Source organism: Streptomyces sp. NPDC046887, from assembly GCF_040644755.1.
Taxonomy (GTDB): Bacteria; Actinomycetota; Actinomycetes; order Streptomycetales; family Streptomycetaceae; genus Streptomyces; species Streptomyces lichenis.
This window is the reverse complement of sequence record NZ_JBEYXH010000002.1, coordinates 291474-306598: the sequence shown is the minus strand read 5'-3', so window position 1 is coordinate 306598 and position 15125 is coordinate 291474. Positions and strand designations below refer to the sequence as shown.

At 67.5% G+C, this 15125-nt stretch carries 11 protein-coding genes and 1 pseudogene; 11 read left to right on the top strand and 1 reads right to left on the bottom strand.

Annotated elements, in window-relative coordinates; translation table 11 throughout:
* The first annotated feature begins 162 nt into the window (after positions 1-162).
* From ABZ945_RS04430 to ABZ945_RS04395, 8 genes and pseudogenes are all read left to right on the top strand, one after another.
* On the top strand, positions 163-1221 hold the full coding sequence (locus ABZ945_RS04430; RefSeq protein WP_361263647.1) for a phytanoyl-CoA dioxygenase family protein: 1059 nt from the start codon (positions 163-165) through the stop codon (positions 1219-1221).
* A complete protein-coding gene (locus ABZ945_RS04425) occupies positions 1203-2525 on the top strand; it encodes a DUF6271 family protein (protein ID WP_361263644.1) in 1323 nt (440 codons plus the stop codon). Before ABZ945_RS04430 ends, ABZ945_RS04425 begins: the two co-directional genes overlap by 19 nt.
* A complete protein-coding gene (locus ABZ945_RS04420) occupies positions 2522-3700 on the top strand; it encodes a type III PLP-dependent enzyme (protein ID WP_361263641.1) in 1179 nt (392 codons plus the stop codon). The genes ABZ945_RS04425 and ABZ945_RS04420 overlap by 4 nt, the downstream gene beginning before the upstream one ends.
* Positions 3697-4266 (top strand): GNAT family N-acetyltransferase, encoded by a 570-nt coding sequence (locus tag ABZ945_RS04415; RefSeq protein ID WP_361263638.1) that lies wholly within the window; start codon positions 3697-3699, stop codon positions 4264-4266. Before ABZ945_RS04420 ends, ABZ945_RS04415 begins: the two co-directional genes overlap by 4 nt.
* 5 nt (positions 4267-4271) lie before the next feature.
* Entirely contained in the window at positions 4272-5450 is a 1179-nt protein-coding gene (locus ABZ945_RS04410) for an MFS transporter (RefSeq protein WP_361263635.1), read from the top strand.
* Positions 5451-5578: 128 nt separating this feature from the next.
* Positions 5579-5734 (top strand): annotated as a pseudogene (locus ABZ945_RS04405) (DUF255 domain-containing protein); the annotation flags it as partial.
* A gap of 398 nt (positions 5735-6132) precedes the next feature.
* A complete protein-coding gene (locus ABZ945_RS04400) occupies positions 6133-7869 on the top strand; it encodes a hypothetical protein (protein ID WP_361263632.1) in 1737 nt (578 codons plus the stop codon).
* Positions 7870-7906: 37 nt separating this feature from the next.
* The gene (locus ABZ945_RS04395) at positions 7907-8683 is read left to right on the top strand and encodes a hypothetical protein (protein WP_361263629.1); all 777 of its coding nucleotides are present in this window, start codon (positions 7907-7909) and stop codon (positions 8681-8683) included.
* 224 nt (positions 8684-8907) lie between these two features.
* Here the strand turns inward: ABZ945_RS04395 and ABZ945_RS04390 are convergent, their stop codons facing one another.
* Positions 8908-9474: a Uma2 family endonuclease gene (locus ABZ945_RS04390; RefSeq protein ID WP_361263626.1), complete on the bottom strand. Its 567-nt coding sequence runs from the start codon at positions 9472-9474 to the stop codon at positions 8908-8910.
* Between the two features lie 206 nt (positions 9475-9680).
* On the opposite strand from ABZ945_RS04390, the gene ABZ945_RS04385 reads away from it, so the two are divergent.
* From ABZ945_RS04385 to ABZ945_RS04375, 3 genes are all read left to right on the top strand, one after another.
* Positions 9681-11756 carry a thioredoxin domain-containing protein gene (locus tag ABZ945_RS04385; protein ID WP_361263623.1) on the top strand — a complete coding sequence of 692 codons (2076 nt, stop codon included), beginning with the start codon at positions 9681-9683 and terminating at the stop codon, positions 11754-11756.
* A 397-nt stretch (positions 11757-12153) separates the two neighbouring features.
* Entirely contained in the window at positions 12154-13410 is a 1257-nt protein-coding gene (locus ABZ945_RS04380) for a glycosyltransferase (protein ID WP_361263620.1), read from the top strand.
* The gene (locus ABZ945_RS04375) at positions 13407-15107 is read left to right on the top strand and encodes a phospholipid carrier-dependent glycosyltransferase (RefSeq protein WP_361263617.1); all 1701 of its coding nucleotides are present in this window, start codon (positions 13407-13409) and stop codon (positions 15105-15107) included. The genes ABZ945_RS04380 and ABZ945_RS04375 overlap by 4 nt, the downstream gene beginning before the upstream one ends.
* The last annotated feature ends 18 nt before the right edge of the window (positions 15108-15125 follow it).

Genomic DNA, 15125 nt, shown 5'->3' with positions numbered 1-15125 from the left:
GAGCGCAAGCCGGCAGAACCTTCGTGACCGGAAGGTGGCCCGCTCCGGGAACTGCGCCCGTTCGCACGGCGATCGGCGGTGCCCAACCTCCATCGGTGCGGCCTCGAACCCCTTCCGTTCCCAGCGTCATGACCCCATCGAGCCACGGAGCGATACATTTCAATGGCTAGTTCCTACCTCCATCGTGCGTCCTCTGATCGCCCGTACTTCAGCGCCGACGGCGAGACCTACCTCGCGCAGACACCTCTGCGTGACATCGAGAAGACCCGTCCCCTCCGGGTGCTCTCCGAAGAGGACTTCGCCTTCTGGCAGAACTACGGCTACGTGGTCGTCAAGCAGGCCATCCCGGAAGCATCCGCCCGAGAGCTCCTCGACTTCTCCTGGGAATTCCAGGGCCTGGATCCGGAACGCCCGGAGACCTGGTACGACGAGCGTGAGTACCGGTCCGAACTGGACCAGGAGCTGCACATCTACGGATTCGTCGAGGCGTACCACCACCAGCTTCTCTGGAACAGCCGCCAGAACCGCCGGGTCTACGACGCGTTCGTCGACGTGTGGGACTGCGAGGAACTGTGGGTCACCCTCGACCGGTTGAATCTCAATCCGCCCAACATCAAGACCCGCGACCGATCCCTGATCGAGGTCCGCGAGACGGGCTTCGACATCAACCTCCACTGGGACGTCGACTCCACGCTCGGCGTCCCGCCGCAGCGAGTCCAGGGCATCATCGCCCTGAACGACACCAGCGCCGAACAGGGCGGCTTCCAGTGCTGCCCCGAGCTGTTCCGCGACTTCGACCGGTGGAAGGCGCTCCAGCCGGCCGGCCGGGACCCGATCCGACCCGCGATCGACCGAAGCGAGTTGCCCGTCATACGGCCGGAGTTGAAAGCCGGGGACTTGCTGATATTCAACGGCTTCCTGGCTCACGGCGTGGCCCCGAACCAGTCCCCGGACAAGGTGCGAGCGGTCCAGTACCTCTCCATGATGCCCGCCCTGGATGGCAACCAGCGCCTGCGTCGCGAACGCATCCTCTCCTGGCGCGACCTCTCCACACCGACCTGGAACGGAACGCTCCTCGGTGACGCGACCCGTCCCGAGTCCGAGCGGTACGGACGGGCCACGCTGGACGAACTGGGGAGCAAGCTGCTCGGTCTCACCGGCTGGCACGGCCAGGACCTCGACGAGCACGGTCAGGAGCGGGCATGCGAAGAATCTGCCTGACGCTTCCCACCAACCGGGCCTGCGCGGCGACGATAGCGGCCACCGGGGCGGAAGCGGTTTATGCCGCCGAGCACTTCGACGTCGAGGTCCACCTGCTGATCCTGGACTCCTGCGACAGCGCCACGTACGAGGAGCACCGCGCAGCCGTACGAGGCCTCGCCCCGCACCCGCGCGTCGTCGTCCACCACCTCGACGAGGACGACCAGCGCGACTTCCTCCGCCGGGTGATCGACCGGTCCGGGGCCGCCAAGCCCGAACTGCTGCTCCGCCTGATGCTGCCGAACGCCACCTCCTACGGAGCCTGCACCAACCGCGCCTTCCTGATCAGCTTCGCCCTCGGGTGCGAGTCGGTTCACCGCAGGGACTCCGACAGCCGCTACCAAGTGTCCGACGGCGCTTCGGTCTTCCCCGTCCACCATGAACTCGGATCGCTCGGCCTGACGGCCGAGGAGGCCTCCCGGTCGGTCTCCGCGACAGCCCTGGCCCCCGAGAGCCTGCCCCGTCGCGTCTCCATGGTCGGCAGCTCCTTCATCGGCCCGCCCTCGGTGGACATCGACGAGATAGCGGCACTCGACAACGATGTCTACCACGACATCGTCAGTCTGTGGGCGCCCCTGGACCACTCGCCCGAGCAGAAGCGGGAACTGGTCGAGGAGTCCTTCCGGGGCGCCGGCCAAGCGGAGTTCGAGCAGGACCGCACCACGCTGTGCCTCGTCGATCCCATGCGGGTCGACATGTGCAACATCGCCTTCCAGGACGTACACCGGCGCGTTCCCCTGCCGCCGGCCACCGACACCATCGGCAGCGACTACTTCCTGCTCCACCTGGTGCGGCACGCCGGGCTCCCCGGCGTCCTCCACAACCGCAACATAGTGAACTTCCATACCGCGGAGCGCCGAACCGACGCGGGCTTCCTCGCCTACCAGACCCGCTTCGCCAAGTTCCTCCTCTCGATGCTCTACCACAACGCCGTCTACGAGGCCCTGGCCCAGGCCGGGGACACCCTGCTCGACGACGAGGGCCAGGTACGGGCCGCCGCCGTCGCCGGACTCGTCCGGCAGAGCACCGGTCTCGACCCGGCCGACAACCACGAGCGCCTGCGCCGTCTCGACGCCGCCTACCGCGTACTGGGCGGCCGGTACGCCGAGCTCGCCGACCACCTGGGCGCGCGCCACCACCACCTCGTGGCGGAGGCCCGGAGCGATATGGAGGACTTCGCCTTCCTCATCGAGGAGTGGGAGCCGCTGGTGCGGGCGGCCGCCCGGACGCCCGCGGGCGGCTCCGAGGGGGGCGAGCGGCGATGAAGGCACTCTCCACCCGGCTGGCAGCGGAACTGGAGCACACCGGCCCCGACCAGATCGTGCTCGACCTGGACGGCATCGGCCGGCAGCACGCCCTGCTGCTCGACGAGCTCCCCGGCGTCGACCTCCGCTTCGCCATGAAGGCCTGCCCGGTCGACGAGGTGATCACGTACCTGGCGGCCCGAGGCTGCGGCGTCGACGCGGCCAGCGTCCCGGAGATCGCCCAGGCGCTGCGGGCCGGAGTGCCGGCCGACCGGCTGCACTACGGCAACACCATCAAATCCGACCGGGACATCGCGGTGGCCCACCGGATGGGGATCACGGACTTCGCCACCGACAGCGTCGAGGACGTGCGGGCCATCGCGGCGCACGCGCCGGGAGCACGGGTCTTCTGCCGGGTGGCGACGACCGGTACCGGCGCCCTGTGGGGGCTCAAGGACAAGTTCGGTTGCTCGCCCGAGGACGCCGTACGCCTGCTGGAAGCCGCCCGATCCCTCGGTCTGACCCCGGCCGGCCTCTCGGTCCATGTCGGCTCGCAGCAGATGGACCCGGACACCTGGTACGCGGCCGTCGAACGCGTCGCCGCCGTCATGGACGCCCTCAGCTCGCGAGGAATAAGGCTCGACCACGTCAACCTCGGGGGCGGTCTTCCCGCGCTGGGCTACACCGACCGACGCGGAGTGGCCCTCGACCCTCCGATCGACAAGATCTTCGCCGTGCTCCGCGAAGGCATGGCCGGCCTGCGCCGCGTCCACGGCGAGGACCTGCGCTTCGTGATGGAGCCGGGACGTTTCCTGGTGGCCGACCAGGGCGCCGTCCGCGGCCGGGTGGTACGTCTGTCGACCCGCGAGATGCCGGACGGCGTGCGCCGGCACTGGCTCTACCTGAGTTGCGGCAAGTTCAACGGGCTGTACGAGATGGACGCGCTGCAGTACCGGCTCGTCTTCCCGACGCACGGCGATGACGTCCCCACGGTTCCCGCCGTGATCGCGGGCCCCACCTGTGACAGCGACGACGCGTACGCCGCCGAGCACCGCCTGGTACAGGTACCGCGGGAGCTGGCCTCCGGGGACCCGGTCTGGGTGCTGTCCACCGGGGCGTACGGGATCAGCTACATGACCGAGGGATTCAACGGCGTCGCCCCGCTGACCTACACGACCACCGGGGGCGGGCGGTGACGGAGGACCTTCTGATCCGCCCCGTCGCGGAGGGCGACTGGGACGCCGTCGTCGCGATGGAGTCCTCCGCGTACTCCGGACTGGGGCTCTCCGAGGAGCGCACCGCTCTGCGGTCCCGGGCGGATGCCTCTCCCACGACCTGCTTCGTCGTGGAGATCGCCGAAAGGCCCGCCGGCTACCTGCTCTCGCTCCCGTACCCCGCCGGGCGGTACCCGGATCTCGGCCAGGTGGAGGGCGGCGGCTTCCCCTCGCGCAACCTCCATCTGCACGACATCGTGATCGCCGCCGCGCACCGCCGGCAGGGCCTGGCCCACCGCCTGCTGGCCCATCTGGAGAAGACCGCCCGCGCGCAGGGGTACGAGCGGATATCCCTCGTCGCGGTCGGCGGAAGCGAACGATTCTGGTCGGCCCGGGGGTTCACCCACCACGCGGACGCGGCGGCGGTGGACGCGTACCACGAGGGCGCCCGCTATATGTCCCGGTCACTGACCGACGAAGCCTCACCCTCCCGGCCGGCCGCCACCCCGGCACCGGCCGGCCCGCCCCTACCACCTGAAGTGAGCTGACTCCGGTGCTCCGTGTCCACGACCCCTTCCTGCGCGGTCAACTGGCTACAGCCGCCCTCTTCACCGCGCTCGGCTTCCAGTACGCCACCTGGGCGTCCCGCGTGCCGGCCCTCAAGGCCGCACTCGGCCTCACCGCGGCCGAAGTCGGCATGCTGCTGATGTCGGCCGGCATCGGCGCCGCCGCGTCCTTCCCCCTGGTGGCGTATCTGATGCGGCGGATGGGCTCACGGCGGCTCGCCCTGGTGTCCACCCTCGGTCTCACCCTGCTGCTGCCGGCCCTCGCGGTGGCACCGAACTACCCGACCGCGCTCCTTGTGCTGTGCGCGGACGGCGTCCTCGTGGGGTGTCTCAACACCGCGATGAACGCGCAGGGTTCGGTCCTGGAGACCACCTACGGGCGCAACACCATGGCGAAGCTGCACGCCACGTTCAGCGGTGGCTCGTTCGCAGCGGCCCTGCTCGCCTCCGGCATGAACGCGTTCACCGACTCCGTTCTCACGCACTTCGGCGTCGCGGCGCTTCTCCTCGTACTCCTCGCCGCCTGCGCGCACGGCGGGCTCCTCCCCGACGCGGCCCCCGCCGCACCTCAAGCGAGGAAGACCCGGGCCCGCTGGTCGACACCCGCCGGTGTGACGCTCTGGATGTGCTGTGCGATGGCCTTCGGCACCGTCGCCGAAGGCGCCATGAACGACTGGTCCACGCTCTACATGGAAGAGGTCGCGCTGGCTTCCGAGCAGGTCGCTCCGCTGGGCATAGCGGTCGTCTCCGGAATGATGGTGGTGGCCCGCCTGTTCGCCGACGGTTGGCGCAGCCGCCTGGGCGACGGCAGGGTCGTCGTGCTGGGCAGTGCTCTGGCCGGAGCCGGCCTCGGCGCGGCTCTGCTGTCCGGCGGGGTGGTCCCGGCGCTGCTCGGGTTCGCGATCATGGGCCTCGGCATCGCCGCGGTGACCCCGTGTGTGTACGCGGCCGCGGCCCGGCGCAGTTCGGACACTCTGACGCTGGTGGCGACCATGGGCACCGTGGGGCTGCTGGCCGGGCCCCCGGTCATCGGCTTCGTCGCACACGCCACCAACCTGGCCTGGGGCCTGGGCCTGGTATGCCTCTGCGCGTTCGTCGTCACCCTGTGCGGCAGTCGCATCACCTGGGAGACGGCCCCTCCCCGCAAGCAGCTGACCGGCTCCTGAGGATTCCGGCCGAGCAGCGGGGGAAGCGCGCCCCGGCCCTTCACCGAGCCGTGCCCACTGATCTTCCTCACCCGTGGATCCGCCCTCGGTTCGGGGCCTCACGCCCCGGGCCGTGCGACGATGCCGGTATGAACCGGCTGGCTGGCGAGACCTCCCCGTACCTGCTTCAGCACGCGGACAACCCGGTCGACTGGTGGCCGTGGTCACCGGAGGCGTTCGAGGAGGCGCGGCGGCGCGACGTGCCCGTGCTGCTCAGCGTGGGGTACAGCAGCTGCCACTGGTGCCAGTAGATGTTCGCAATCAGGTAGCTCCGGCGCTGGCCAACCTGGGCAGGACGTACGTGCAGAGTCGCGAGGCCTTGACAATCGGGCGTGGACGGTCCGCGGCAGCGCCCTTTGAGAGATTGCTTCGGAGCCATGCAGCTCTGCACGGCTCGCGTGCGTCGTATCTGCCGACGCCTCCGAGGGGACTGGTCGTGTGTGAGCCGCAACCGGTCCACCCTGACTGGTGCGGGCGGGCACCGCCCGACCGGATGAGCTCGAGTGGGCGTAAGGACCTAAAGACGGGAACCAAAGCCTAGAGGTGGATTAGAGTTCCCCGAGAGGGCCAAATCTTCGATGTCCTGTTTGGCGGACTTATTCGATTTGGTGAAGTATTCCGATGTCCTAGAAGTCCGCTATGGGTGGAGTGGCGTAATTTGAGTAAAAATGCTGTTGACCAGCCTCAGCCGGATTCTAATGACATCCTCGGCGGTAACCTTCGGGCTGAAGATCTGAGCCGCAAGCAACTCGAGGCATGGACCGTGCTGAGCGAACGGGAGCACTCAATTCTGAACTCCCTCGAATCGCCGGGCCAGAGGCTGCTAATCGGTCCTCGTGGATCGGGCAAGAGCACCTACCTGAAAATGGCGTATTACAGGGAATTGGGTGGCTCAAAAGTCTTTCCTGTGTACGTGAACTACTCGAATTCAATCTCGATCGAGCCGGAATTCCGCCGGTCGGCTACGGCCCTTCCCTTCTTCCGTCAGTGGATTCTTGCCCAAGTGGTTGCAGGAGCTTCAGCCACCCTGCGCGAATTGGAGGTGTCTGTACCGGAAGGGCTGGATGCCCTGTGCCGCACGGCGCATGATTTGGTTTCTGCCGTTGAGCGTAGGCACTTGGAAAGGGCGCCGGAAAGCTCGTTCGACATCACCGGAGTCCTTGATTTCTTGGAGATTTGCAAAAAGCACACAGGTCGACGTCGAACCGTTCTTCTGCTGGATGATGCTGCCCATGCATTCTCTGCCGAGCAGCAGCGCGAGTTCTTCGAAGTGTTTGGCGCCTTGCGGTCGCGTAGCGTAAGCGCAAAGGCTGCCGTGTATCCCGGTGTCACCAGCTATACTCCCAGGTTTCATGTGGGGCAGGACGCCCAGCTCACCAGCGTATGGCTCAAGACGGATTCGCCAGGCTTTGCAGAGATGATGCGTGACATCGCTGAGCGACGTCTCACGAAGGACAACTTCGAAAGATTGTCGCAGCGCGACGGTGTAATCGACTATCTCGCCCTCGCGTCGTTCGGTGTTCCCCGCGCTTTCCTTGCAATGATTGCTCAAGTTCTGGAGGAGTCGGACACGGCTCATCGCCAGTCGACCGCGCGTCGATTGGCTGATGCGGCTATCGCCGAGAATGCTAATGGTGCGCTAAAAGTTTTTACCTCGCTTGAGGACAAGCTGCCCCGCTACAAGAATTTCGTAGCGATTGGCCAGCAATTCGTCGACAATGGAATTGAAGCGATCCGTGAGTACAACGATCGCAGGGTGGCAGCGGATTCGGACACCGGGAGAGCGTCCACGCTACTGGTTCAGGAGCCCGTGAGCGCGGAGATCGAAAGAGTTCTTGGTTTTCTGGAATATGCGGGCGTAGTGAGGCCGGTGGCAGGGGGGATCAGCATGGGGAAAGCTAACTTCAGAGTACTTGTCCCGCACTTCAGCCTCCTCATTACCAAGACGGCCTTGGGGTTGGGTAGAAATCCCAGTGTGGCCTCTGCCATCCAAGCCCTGACTCGTCGTGACCCCCATGTTCGGGTCCGTCGGCAGGTTGGAACACTGCTGGGTGAGGACTATCAGAGTCGTTGCCGTCTCAATCTCGGCGCCTGCTCGAATTGTCAAACCGAAAGAGATAATCCGGAAGCGCGATTCTGCTCCACGTGTGGCACCCGACTTGAGCAGGTATCGGTATTCGAGGAATTGCTGGATGCTCCGATCGAAAAACTGCCAATCGGGAACTCTCTGCTGGACAGGATCAAGAGCAATAGCGACATTAGAAAAGTCAAGGATATCCTCTTGGATGACGATCGGCAGGTATTGTTGAAGGTCCCCTACGTGGGGCCGGTCAAGGCTAGCCGAATTCGAGTGCTCGCAGAGGAGTTCGTCTATGAGTAGAGGGCCTCAGGTATCGGCTGGCTCCCAGCCAGAAACGATGCAACTTGCTGACTGCGTCACAGGAGTCGAGCACAGCCCCGGATCTGCAATCGATGAGTTTGAAGCTGCGCTGGTTGCGCTGGCTAGAACGAGCGGAATAATTGACGCGGCTGCCCACCCTGATGTTCTTGCCGAGATGTTCATAATTTCGGTGGTAAGTTCGACTGAATCGTATTTTCGACGCTTGCTGAGTTCGCTGGCGGCAGTGTGTCCTCTCACGGCAGATAATATAGGTAGAGAGGCCTTAAATTACTCGGCAGCAGCAGCTTATCCGCAGGAGTTGCTGAGTCTTGCACTGCTTGAGCGGTCACTGTTCAGCTCGAAGGGGGTTATTTTTAAAGAAATAAAGAGGTTCACAAAATTCGAGGCGAGTAAGCATCGCGAGTTGAGTGCTGCTGTTGAAGCGTTTGAGACAATTTGCCAAATCAGGCATGCGGCGGCCCACTGGCGAGGACACTTGGACTCTGATGGTGCGAGACGTTTGGGTGTTTTTGTCACCAGGGGCGAAGTTTATAGAGTCAAATTGAACGCACCTCTGGTTCAGCGCGCCTTCGCGGTATGTGACCATCTCGTGAGGCTCGCGAATCAAGAGCTTTTCCGATTTACAATACAGCAGTGGGTTAAGAACCAATACATGGTTCTGGATGGAGGTGATGAAGAGGCGGATATTGCTCGCTGCGAGCAACTGCTATGTGTGTTTGGAAGTACTGTTTACTGTGAAGAGGAGAGGGTGACCGTCAAATCGCTCATAGAAGAACTAAGATCTGCTCCGTGATCTGAACAGCTTCATGGTGGCGGGAGCGACAGAACGAGGCGTCGTCCGCGCAGGTGGGATCGGGGCCCATAATCACGCCGCCTCACTCATTCTTGATCCCCCCGGGGCGTCTGCACACGCCTATTTTGTCCCGAAGCCTTGCGCTATGGAACAGGAGAACTCGACGCGGCGTGAGCATGTGGGTGCGACCCGTGAAATGTCGAAGACGGGCGACTTTCCGTTCCTTAATTTTCCCCAAGGTCGACCGTGATGGAGAAAGGTGCGGTCGCCTTCACTGTGCCGGTGAACATCTCGCCGTCCCTGTAAGCCTTGGTGGCGGGGTCGAGGACGTAGGTGTACACGATCGGGACCCCGGTGGCGGCCTGTTCGACCCGCCAGTAGAAGGGGATGCCAGCCTTGGCGTACTGGTCGACCTTCACGATCCGGTCGGTGGTCTCCGAGCCGGGCGACACCACCTCGACGACCAGGAGTACGTGCTCGGGGCGGGTAGGCGTGAGGTCGATGGTTTCCGCCTGATAGACGATGACGTCCGGACGGCGGTTGGTGAGGGGAACGTCTTGCAGGCGGACGTCGAAGTCCGTGTCGGCGTTCCAGTCCGGGCCTGCGGCGGTGTCCAGGGCGTTGGCGAGGATACGGGCCAGCCGGTTGTGGCGCTTGGAGGCGCTCGGGCTCACGACGACCATCCCGTCCACGATCTCGATGCCGGCGCACTGCTCCTCGGACCAGGAGTCGTACTGCTCCGCGCTGATCTGCGTATGCATCCACGCGGGCGCCACCATCTCGGCGGTCATGGTGTACCTCCTTCGAGAGGCCTCGGCAGGTCCGGCGCTGCTGCGCCAAGCCTACTGTTTCGAGGTGCGGGGCTGCCCGACTCGGAAGGGTGCGGAAGGGAAGGAGCCGCTCGCCATGTCATGGCGCATACGTGCAATTCGGCCAAGTGAGGCGGGCTCGTCAGTGTTTCACCGGTCGCGGCAGACGCTGTGAGAGGCTGGGTCGTATGAACCGGTTGGCTGGTGTGACCTCGCCTTATCTGCTTCAGCATGCCGACAATCCGGTCGACTGGTGGCCGTGGGGAGCTGAGGCGTTCGAGGAAGCGAAACGGCGTGATGTACCCGTTCTGCTCTCGGTCGGCTACTCCGCGTGCCACTGGTGCCACGTCATGGCGCACGAGTCCTTCGAGGACGCCACCACCGCCGCGTATATGAACGAGCACTTCGTCAACGTCAAGGTGGACCGCGAGGAGCGGCCCGACGTGGACGCGGTGTACATGGAGGCGGTGCAGGCGGCGACCGGGCAGGGCGGGTGGCCGATGACGGTGTTCCTGACGCCGGACGCGGAGCCGTTCTACTTCGGGACGTACTTCCCGCCCGAGCCCCGGCACGGGATGGCCTCCTTCGGGCAGGTGCTGGAGGGGGTGAGCGCGGCCTGGCGGGGGCGGCGCGAGGAGGTGGCCGAGGTCGCCGGGAACATCGTGCGGGAGCTGGCCGGGCGGTCGCTGGCGGTGGGCGGTGCCGGGGCGCCGGGGGAGGCGGAGCTGGCGCAGGCGCTGCTGGGGCTGACCCGGGAGTACGACGCCAACCACGGCGGCTTCGGCGGGGCGCCCAAGTTCCCGCCGTCCATGGTGCTGGAGTTCCTGCTGCGCCACCACGCCCGGACGGGGGCGGAGGGTGCGTTGCAGATGGCGGCCGACACCTGTGAGCGGATGGCCCGGGGCGGGATCTACGACCAGCTGGGCGGCGGGTTCGCCCGGTACTCGGTGGATCGTGAGTGGGTCGTGCCGCATTTCGAGAAGATGTTGTATGACAATGCGCTGTTGTGTCGGGTGTATGCGCATCTATGGCGGAGTACCGGGAGTGAGCTGGCGCGGCGGGTGGCGCTGGAGACCGCGGACTTCATGGTGCGGGAGCTGCGGACCCCGGAGGGAGGGTTCGCCTCGGCGCTGGACGCGGACAGCGAGGACCCGGCGAGCGGGCGGCATGTGGAGGGGGCGTACTACGTCTGGACGCCCGCGCAGCTGGTGGAGGTGCTGGGCGAGGAGGACGCCGAGTACGCCGCCCGGCACTTCGGGGTGACGGCGGAGGGCACCTTCGAGGAGGGCGCCTCGGTGCTGCAACTGCCGCAGGGGGAGGGGGTGGCGGAGGCCGGGCGGATCGCGGACATCCGGGGGCGGTTGCTGGCCGCGCGCGAGGAGCGGCCCCGCCCCGGCCGGGACGACAAGATCGTGGCCGCCTGGAACGGGCTGGCGATCGCGGCTCTGGCCGAGACGAGCGCCCTGTTCGACCGCCCCGACCTGGTCGACCGGGCGACGGAGGCCGCCGATCTGCTCGTACGGGTGCATATGGACGAGTCGGCGCGGCTGACCCGTACCTCCCGGGACGGGCGGGCCGGGGCCAACGCCGGGGTGCTGGAGGACTACGCGGACGTGGCCGAGGGGTTCCTCGCGCTGGCGACCGTCACCGGCGAGGGCGTCTGGCTGGAGTTCGCCGGCTTCCTGCTGGACCTGGTGCTGGACCGGTTCAGGGGGGAAGGGGGCGCGCTGTTCGACACCGCGCATGACGCCGAGCAGTTGATCCGCCGGCCGCAGGATCCGACCGACAACGCGGCCCCGTCCGGTTGGACCGCGGCCGCCGGCGCGTTGCTGTCGTACGCCGCGCACACCGGCTCCGAAGCGCATCGCACCGCCGCCGAGGGCGCCCTCGGTGTGGTCACCGCGCTCGGACCGCGCGCCCCGCGCTTCATCGGCTGGGGGCTCGCCACCGTCGAGGCGCTGCTCGACGGGCCGCGTGAGGTCGCCATCGTGTCCGGGGGAGAGGAAGGGGCAGGGGAAAGGACAGGGGCTGAGGAGGTGGCGGGAAGAGAGCTGCTGCGGGCGGCGCTGCTGTCCACGGCGCCCGGCGCGGTCATCGCCCACGGCCGTCCGGACGGTGGAAGGGACGGGGAGGAGGCGGAGTTTCCGCTGCTCAGGGACCGGCCGCTGGTCGGGGGCCGCCCGGCCGCCTATGTCTGCCGCCACTTCGTCTGCGACGCACCTACCACGGACCCGGCGGAACTGACACGGAAACTGGCCAACTAACGCGGAATATACGGTTTTTCTGCCAGACGGCAGCACACGGCCGCTTCCGGGCTCTATTCTCAGGCGGCATAGGAGGGGAAGCTTTCGCGCTCGTTCTGGGGAGGGCGCGCGCGAAGGCCGGACGAAGGCGACGACGGCCAGGGGGGTCCTGCCGCGTCCGCCGCTGATCGGACGGTCCATTGATCGAACGGTCGGCTGATCGGCCGTTCCGCTGATCCGCCGTTCCGTCGTTTCGCCGAGCCGCGGATCCGCCCGATCTCAGCTGCGCCGATCGGCCGACCAGCCGATCTGCCGCTTCGCCGAACTGTCTTTGCCGGGAGCACGACCGGCCCCGGTGGCGGCCCGCCGCCATCGGGTGCGTTCGCGATGGCGCGGCCGGTCGAGGGGGGAATTCCGCATGCTCGTTTCCGTGTTCGTGGCCGCCGTCTCACTGGCGTTGTTCTGGATGGCGGCCTTCACCCTGTGGTGGCAGATGCACGCCTGGCGTACGCCGGAGACGCTTGCCGCCACCCGGTTCGAAAGCCCGGCCGGCGCCGAGGGCTTGTCCTTCTCGCTGCTGGTGCCCGCCCGGCACGAGCAGGCCGTGCTGGAGCACACCATCGACCGGCTGCTGGAGTCCGGCCACCGGGACTTCGAGATCATCGTCATCGTCGGCCATGACGACCCGGAGACCGCCGAGGTGGCCGAACGGGCCGCCGCCCGCGACCCGGACCGGGTCCGCGTCATCACCGACACCCATGAGACCAAGAACAAGCCGAAGGCGCTCAACACGGCGCTGCCGCACTGCCGGGGCGAGGTCGTCGGGGTGTTCGACGCGGAGGACCAGGTGCACCCGGCGCTGCTGGCGCATGTGGACCACGCCTTCACCGCCACCGGCGCCGATGTGGTCCAGGGCGGTGTACAGCTGATCAACTTCCACTCCAGCTGGTACGCGCTGCGCAACTGCCTGGAGTACTTCTTCTGGTTCCGCAGCCGGCTCCATCTGCACGCCGCCAAGGGCTTCATCCCGCTCGGCGGCAACACCGTCTTCGTCCGCACCGGGGTGCTGCGCGAGGCCGGCGGCTGGGACCCGAACTGCCTGGCCGAGGACTGCGACCTGGGCGTACGGCTCTCCAGCGCCGGCAAGAAGGTAGTCGTCGCCTACGACGCCGACATGGTCACCCGCGAGGAGACCCCCGGCACCCTGGTCAGCCTGCTGAAGCAGCGCACCCGCTGGAACCAGGGCTTCCTCCAGGTCTACCGGAAGCGGGACTGGCGCCGGCTGCCCACCCTCGGGCAGCGGATGCTCGCCCGGCACACCCTCACCACCCCGTTCATGCAGGCCTTCACCGGGGTGGTCATCCCGCTGAACGTCGCCGTGGCGCTCTTCCTGGACGTGCCGGTGGGCGTCGCCTTCATCACCTTCCTGCCGATGATCACCGCCATGGTGACCTTCGTCTTCGAGATCGTCGGGTTGCATGACTTCGGCCGCCAGTACGGCCTGCGCGTACGGCTCGCGCACTACCTCAAGCTCATCGCCGGGGGCCCGTTCTATCAGCTGCTGCTGGCCGGCGCCGCGGTGCGCGCGGTCTGGCGGGAGCAGCGCGGCCGCAGCGAGTGGGAGCTGACCAGCCATGTCGGAGCCCATCTCGTACGGGAGGAAGCCACCCGATGACCGCGACCCTGCCCCCGGCCGCCATCCCGCCGTCCGGTGGGACCGCGATCCTGCCTCCGGCGACCGCCACCCCCACCTCCGTACCGGTCGCCGCACCCGCGCCGGCCGATCAGCGCCCCGACAAGCGGCGGGTCACCGTCCGGCCCACCGTCCGCTTCCGCTCCTCCCGCCCCGATCTGCTGCTGTGCGGGGTCGTGCTGGTGGCGATCCTGGTCGTCCAGGGCTGGAACATCGGTGACTACCCGGCGCTCAGCGACGACGAGGGCACCTATCTCGCCCAGGCCTGGGCCGTCCAGCAGGGCGAGGGGCTGGCCCACTACACGTACTGGTACGACCATCCCCCGCTCGGCTGGATGCAGATCGCCGCGCTCACCTGGATACCGTCGCTGATCGCCCCCGACACCATGGTGGTCGCCACCATGCGGATCGCGATGCTGCTGGTCAGCGCGGTCAGCGCGGTGCTGGTGTACGTACTGGCGCGGCGGCTGTGGCTGCCGCGCTGGGCGGCCGGACTGGCCATGGCGCTGTTCGGGCTCTCGCCGCTCTCGGTCGTCCTCCAGCGGGAGATCTTCCTCGACAACCTGGCCGTGCTGTGGATGCTGCTGGCGTTCTGCCTGGCCGCCTCGCCCAGCCGCCACCTCTGGCACCACTTCGGCGCCGGTCTCGCCGCCGCCACCGCGGTGCTCACCAAGGAGACCATGCTGGTCGTGCTGCCCGCGCTGCTGGTGACCATGTGGCGCCACAGCCACCATGACACCCGCAAGTTCGCGGTCACCGGCGCCATCACCGGCTGCGCCCTGATCGGCTTCTCCTACCCGCTGTTCGCCCTGCTCAAGGGCGAGTTGTGGCCGGGCGCCGGGCATGTGTCGCTCTGGGACGGCATCACGTACCAGATGAGCCGCCCCGGCTCCGGCTTCCTGCTGACCGAGGGCACCGGCTCCCACGGGGTGCTGGACTCCTGGCTCTACTACGACCGGGTGCTGCCGCTCGGCGGTCTGGCCGGCGCCGCGCTGCTGCTGCTCACCCTGCGCTGGTCGGTCACCGCCCGGGCGCTGGCCGGTCCGGCGCTGGCGCTCGCGGTGCTCACCGCCGTCGCCCTGCGCCCCTCCGGCTATCTGCCCGCGATGTACGTCATCCAGGCGCTGCCCTTCCTCGCCCTGGTCCTGGCCGGCGGCGCGGCCAGCGTGGCCCACGCGGTGCTGCGCAAGGGCCGGCAGCGGCCCCGGTTGGTGCCGCTGCGCCGGACCGCCGCCGCGCTGCTCGCCGCCACCGCCCTGGTGTACGTGGCACCCCGCTGGTACGAGGGCGACCGCACCGCCATGACGGCCGACGCCAACGCCCCGTACCGGGCGGCCGCCCGCTGGCTGGACACCCAGGTGCCCGACCCGGCGAACACCCGGGTGCTCACCGATGACGCCCTCTGGCTCGACCTGGTGCACTCCGGGTACGCACCCGGGCTCGGCGCCATCTGGTTCTACAAGGCCGACCTGGACCCGGCCGTGGCCAGGACCCTGCCCGGCGGCTGGCGCGACGTGGACTACGTCGTCGCCTCACCGACCGTACGGCGGGACGCCCGCGACCTGCCCACCGTGCGGGACGCCCTGGCCAACTCCGAGCCGGTCGCCGTCTTCGGCGAGGGCGAGGACCGCATCGAGATCCGCCGTACCCACGGCACCGACGGAGCGGAGGCCCGTTGACCATCCATCCCGCCGAGC

What these genes read in the sequence shown, in the direction of transcription:
- ABZ945_RS04430 (WP_361263647.1), top strand. Translation starts at nt 163, where the DNA reads ATGGCTAGTTCCTACCTCCATCGTGCGTCCTCTGATCGCCCGTACTTC.
- ABZ945_RS04425 (WP_361263644.1), top strand. Translation starts at nt 1,203, where the DNA reads ATGCGAAGAATCTGCCTGACGCTTCCCACCAACCGGGCCTGCGCGGCG.
- ABZ945_RS04420 (WP_361263641.1), top strand. Translation starts at nt 2,522, where the DNA reads ATGAAGGCACTCTCCACCCGGCTGGCAGCGGAACTGGAGCACACCGGC.
- ABZ945_RS04395 (WP_361263629.1), top strand. Translation starts at nt 7,907, where the DNA reads ATGCAACTTGCTGACTGCGTCACAGGAGTCGAGCACAGCCCCGGATCT.
- ABZ945_RS04390 (WP_361263626.1), bottom strand. Translation starts at nt 9,474, where the DNA reads ATGACCGCCGAGATGGTGGCGCCCGCGTGGATGCATACGCAGATCAGC.
- ABZ945_RS04385 (WP_361263623.1), top strand. Translation starts at nt 9,681, where the DNA reads ATGAACCGGTTGGCTGGTGTGACCTCGCCTTATCTGCTTCAGCATGCC.
- ABZ945_RS04380 (WP_361263620.1), top strand. Translation starts at nt 12,154, where the DNA reads ATGCTCGTTTCCGTGTTCGTGGCCGCCGTCTCACTGGCGTTGTTCTGG.
- ABZ945_RS04375 (WP_361263617.1), top strand. Translation starts at nt 13,407, where the DNA reads ATGACCGCGACCCTGCCCCCGGCCGCCATCCCGCCGTCCGGTGGGACC.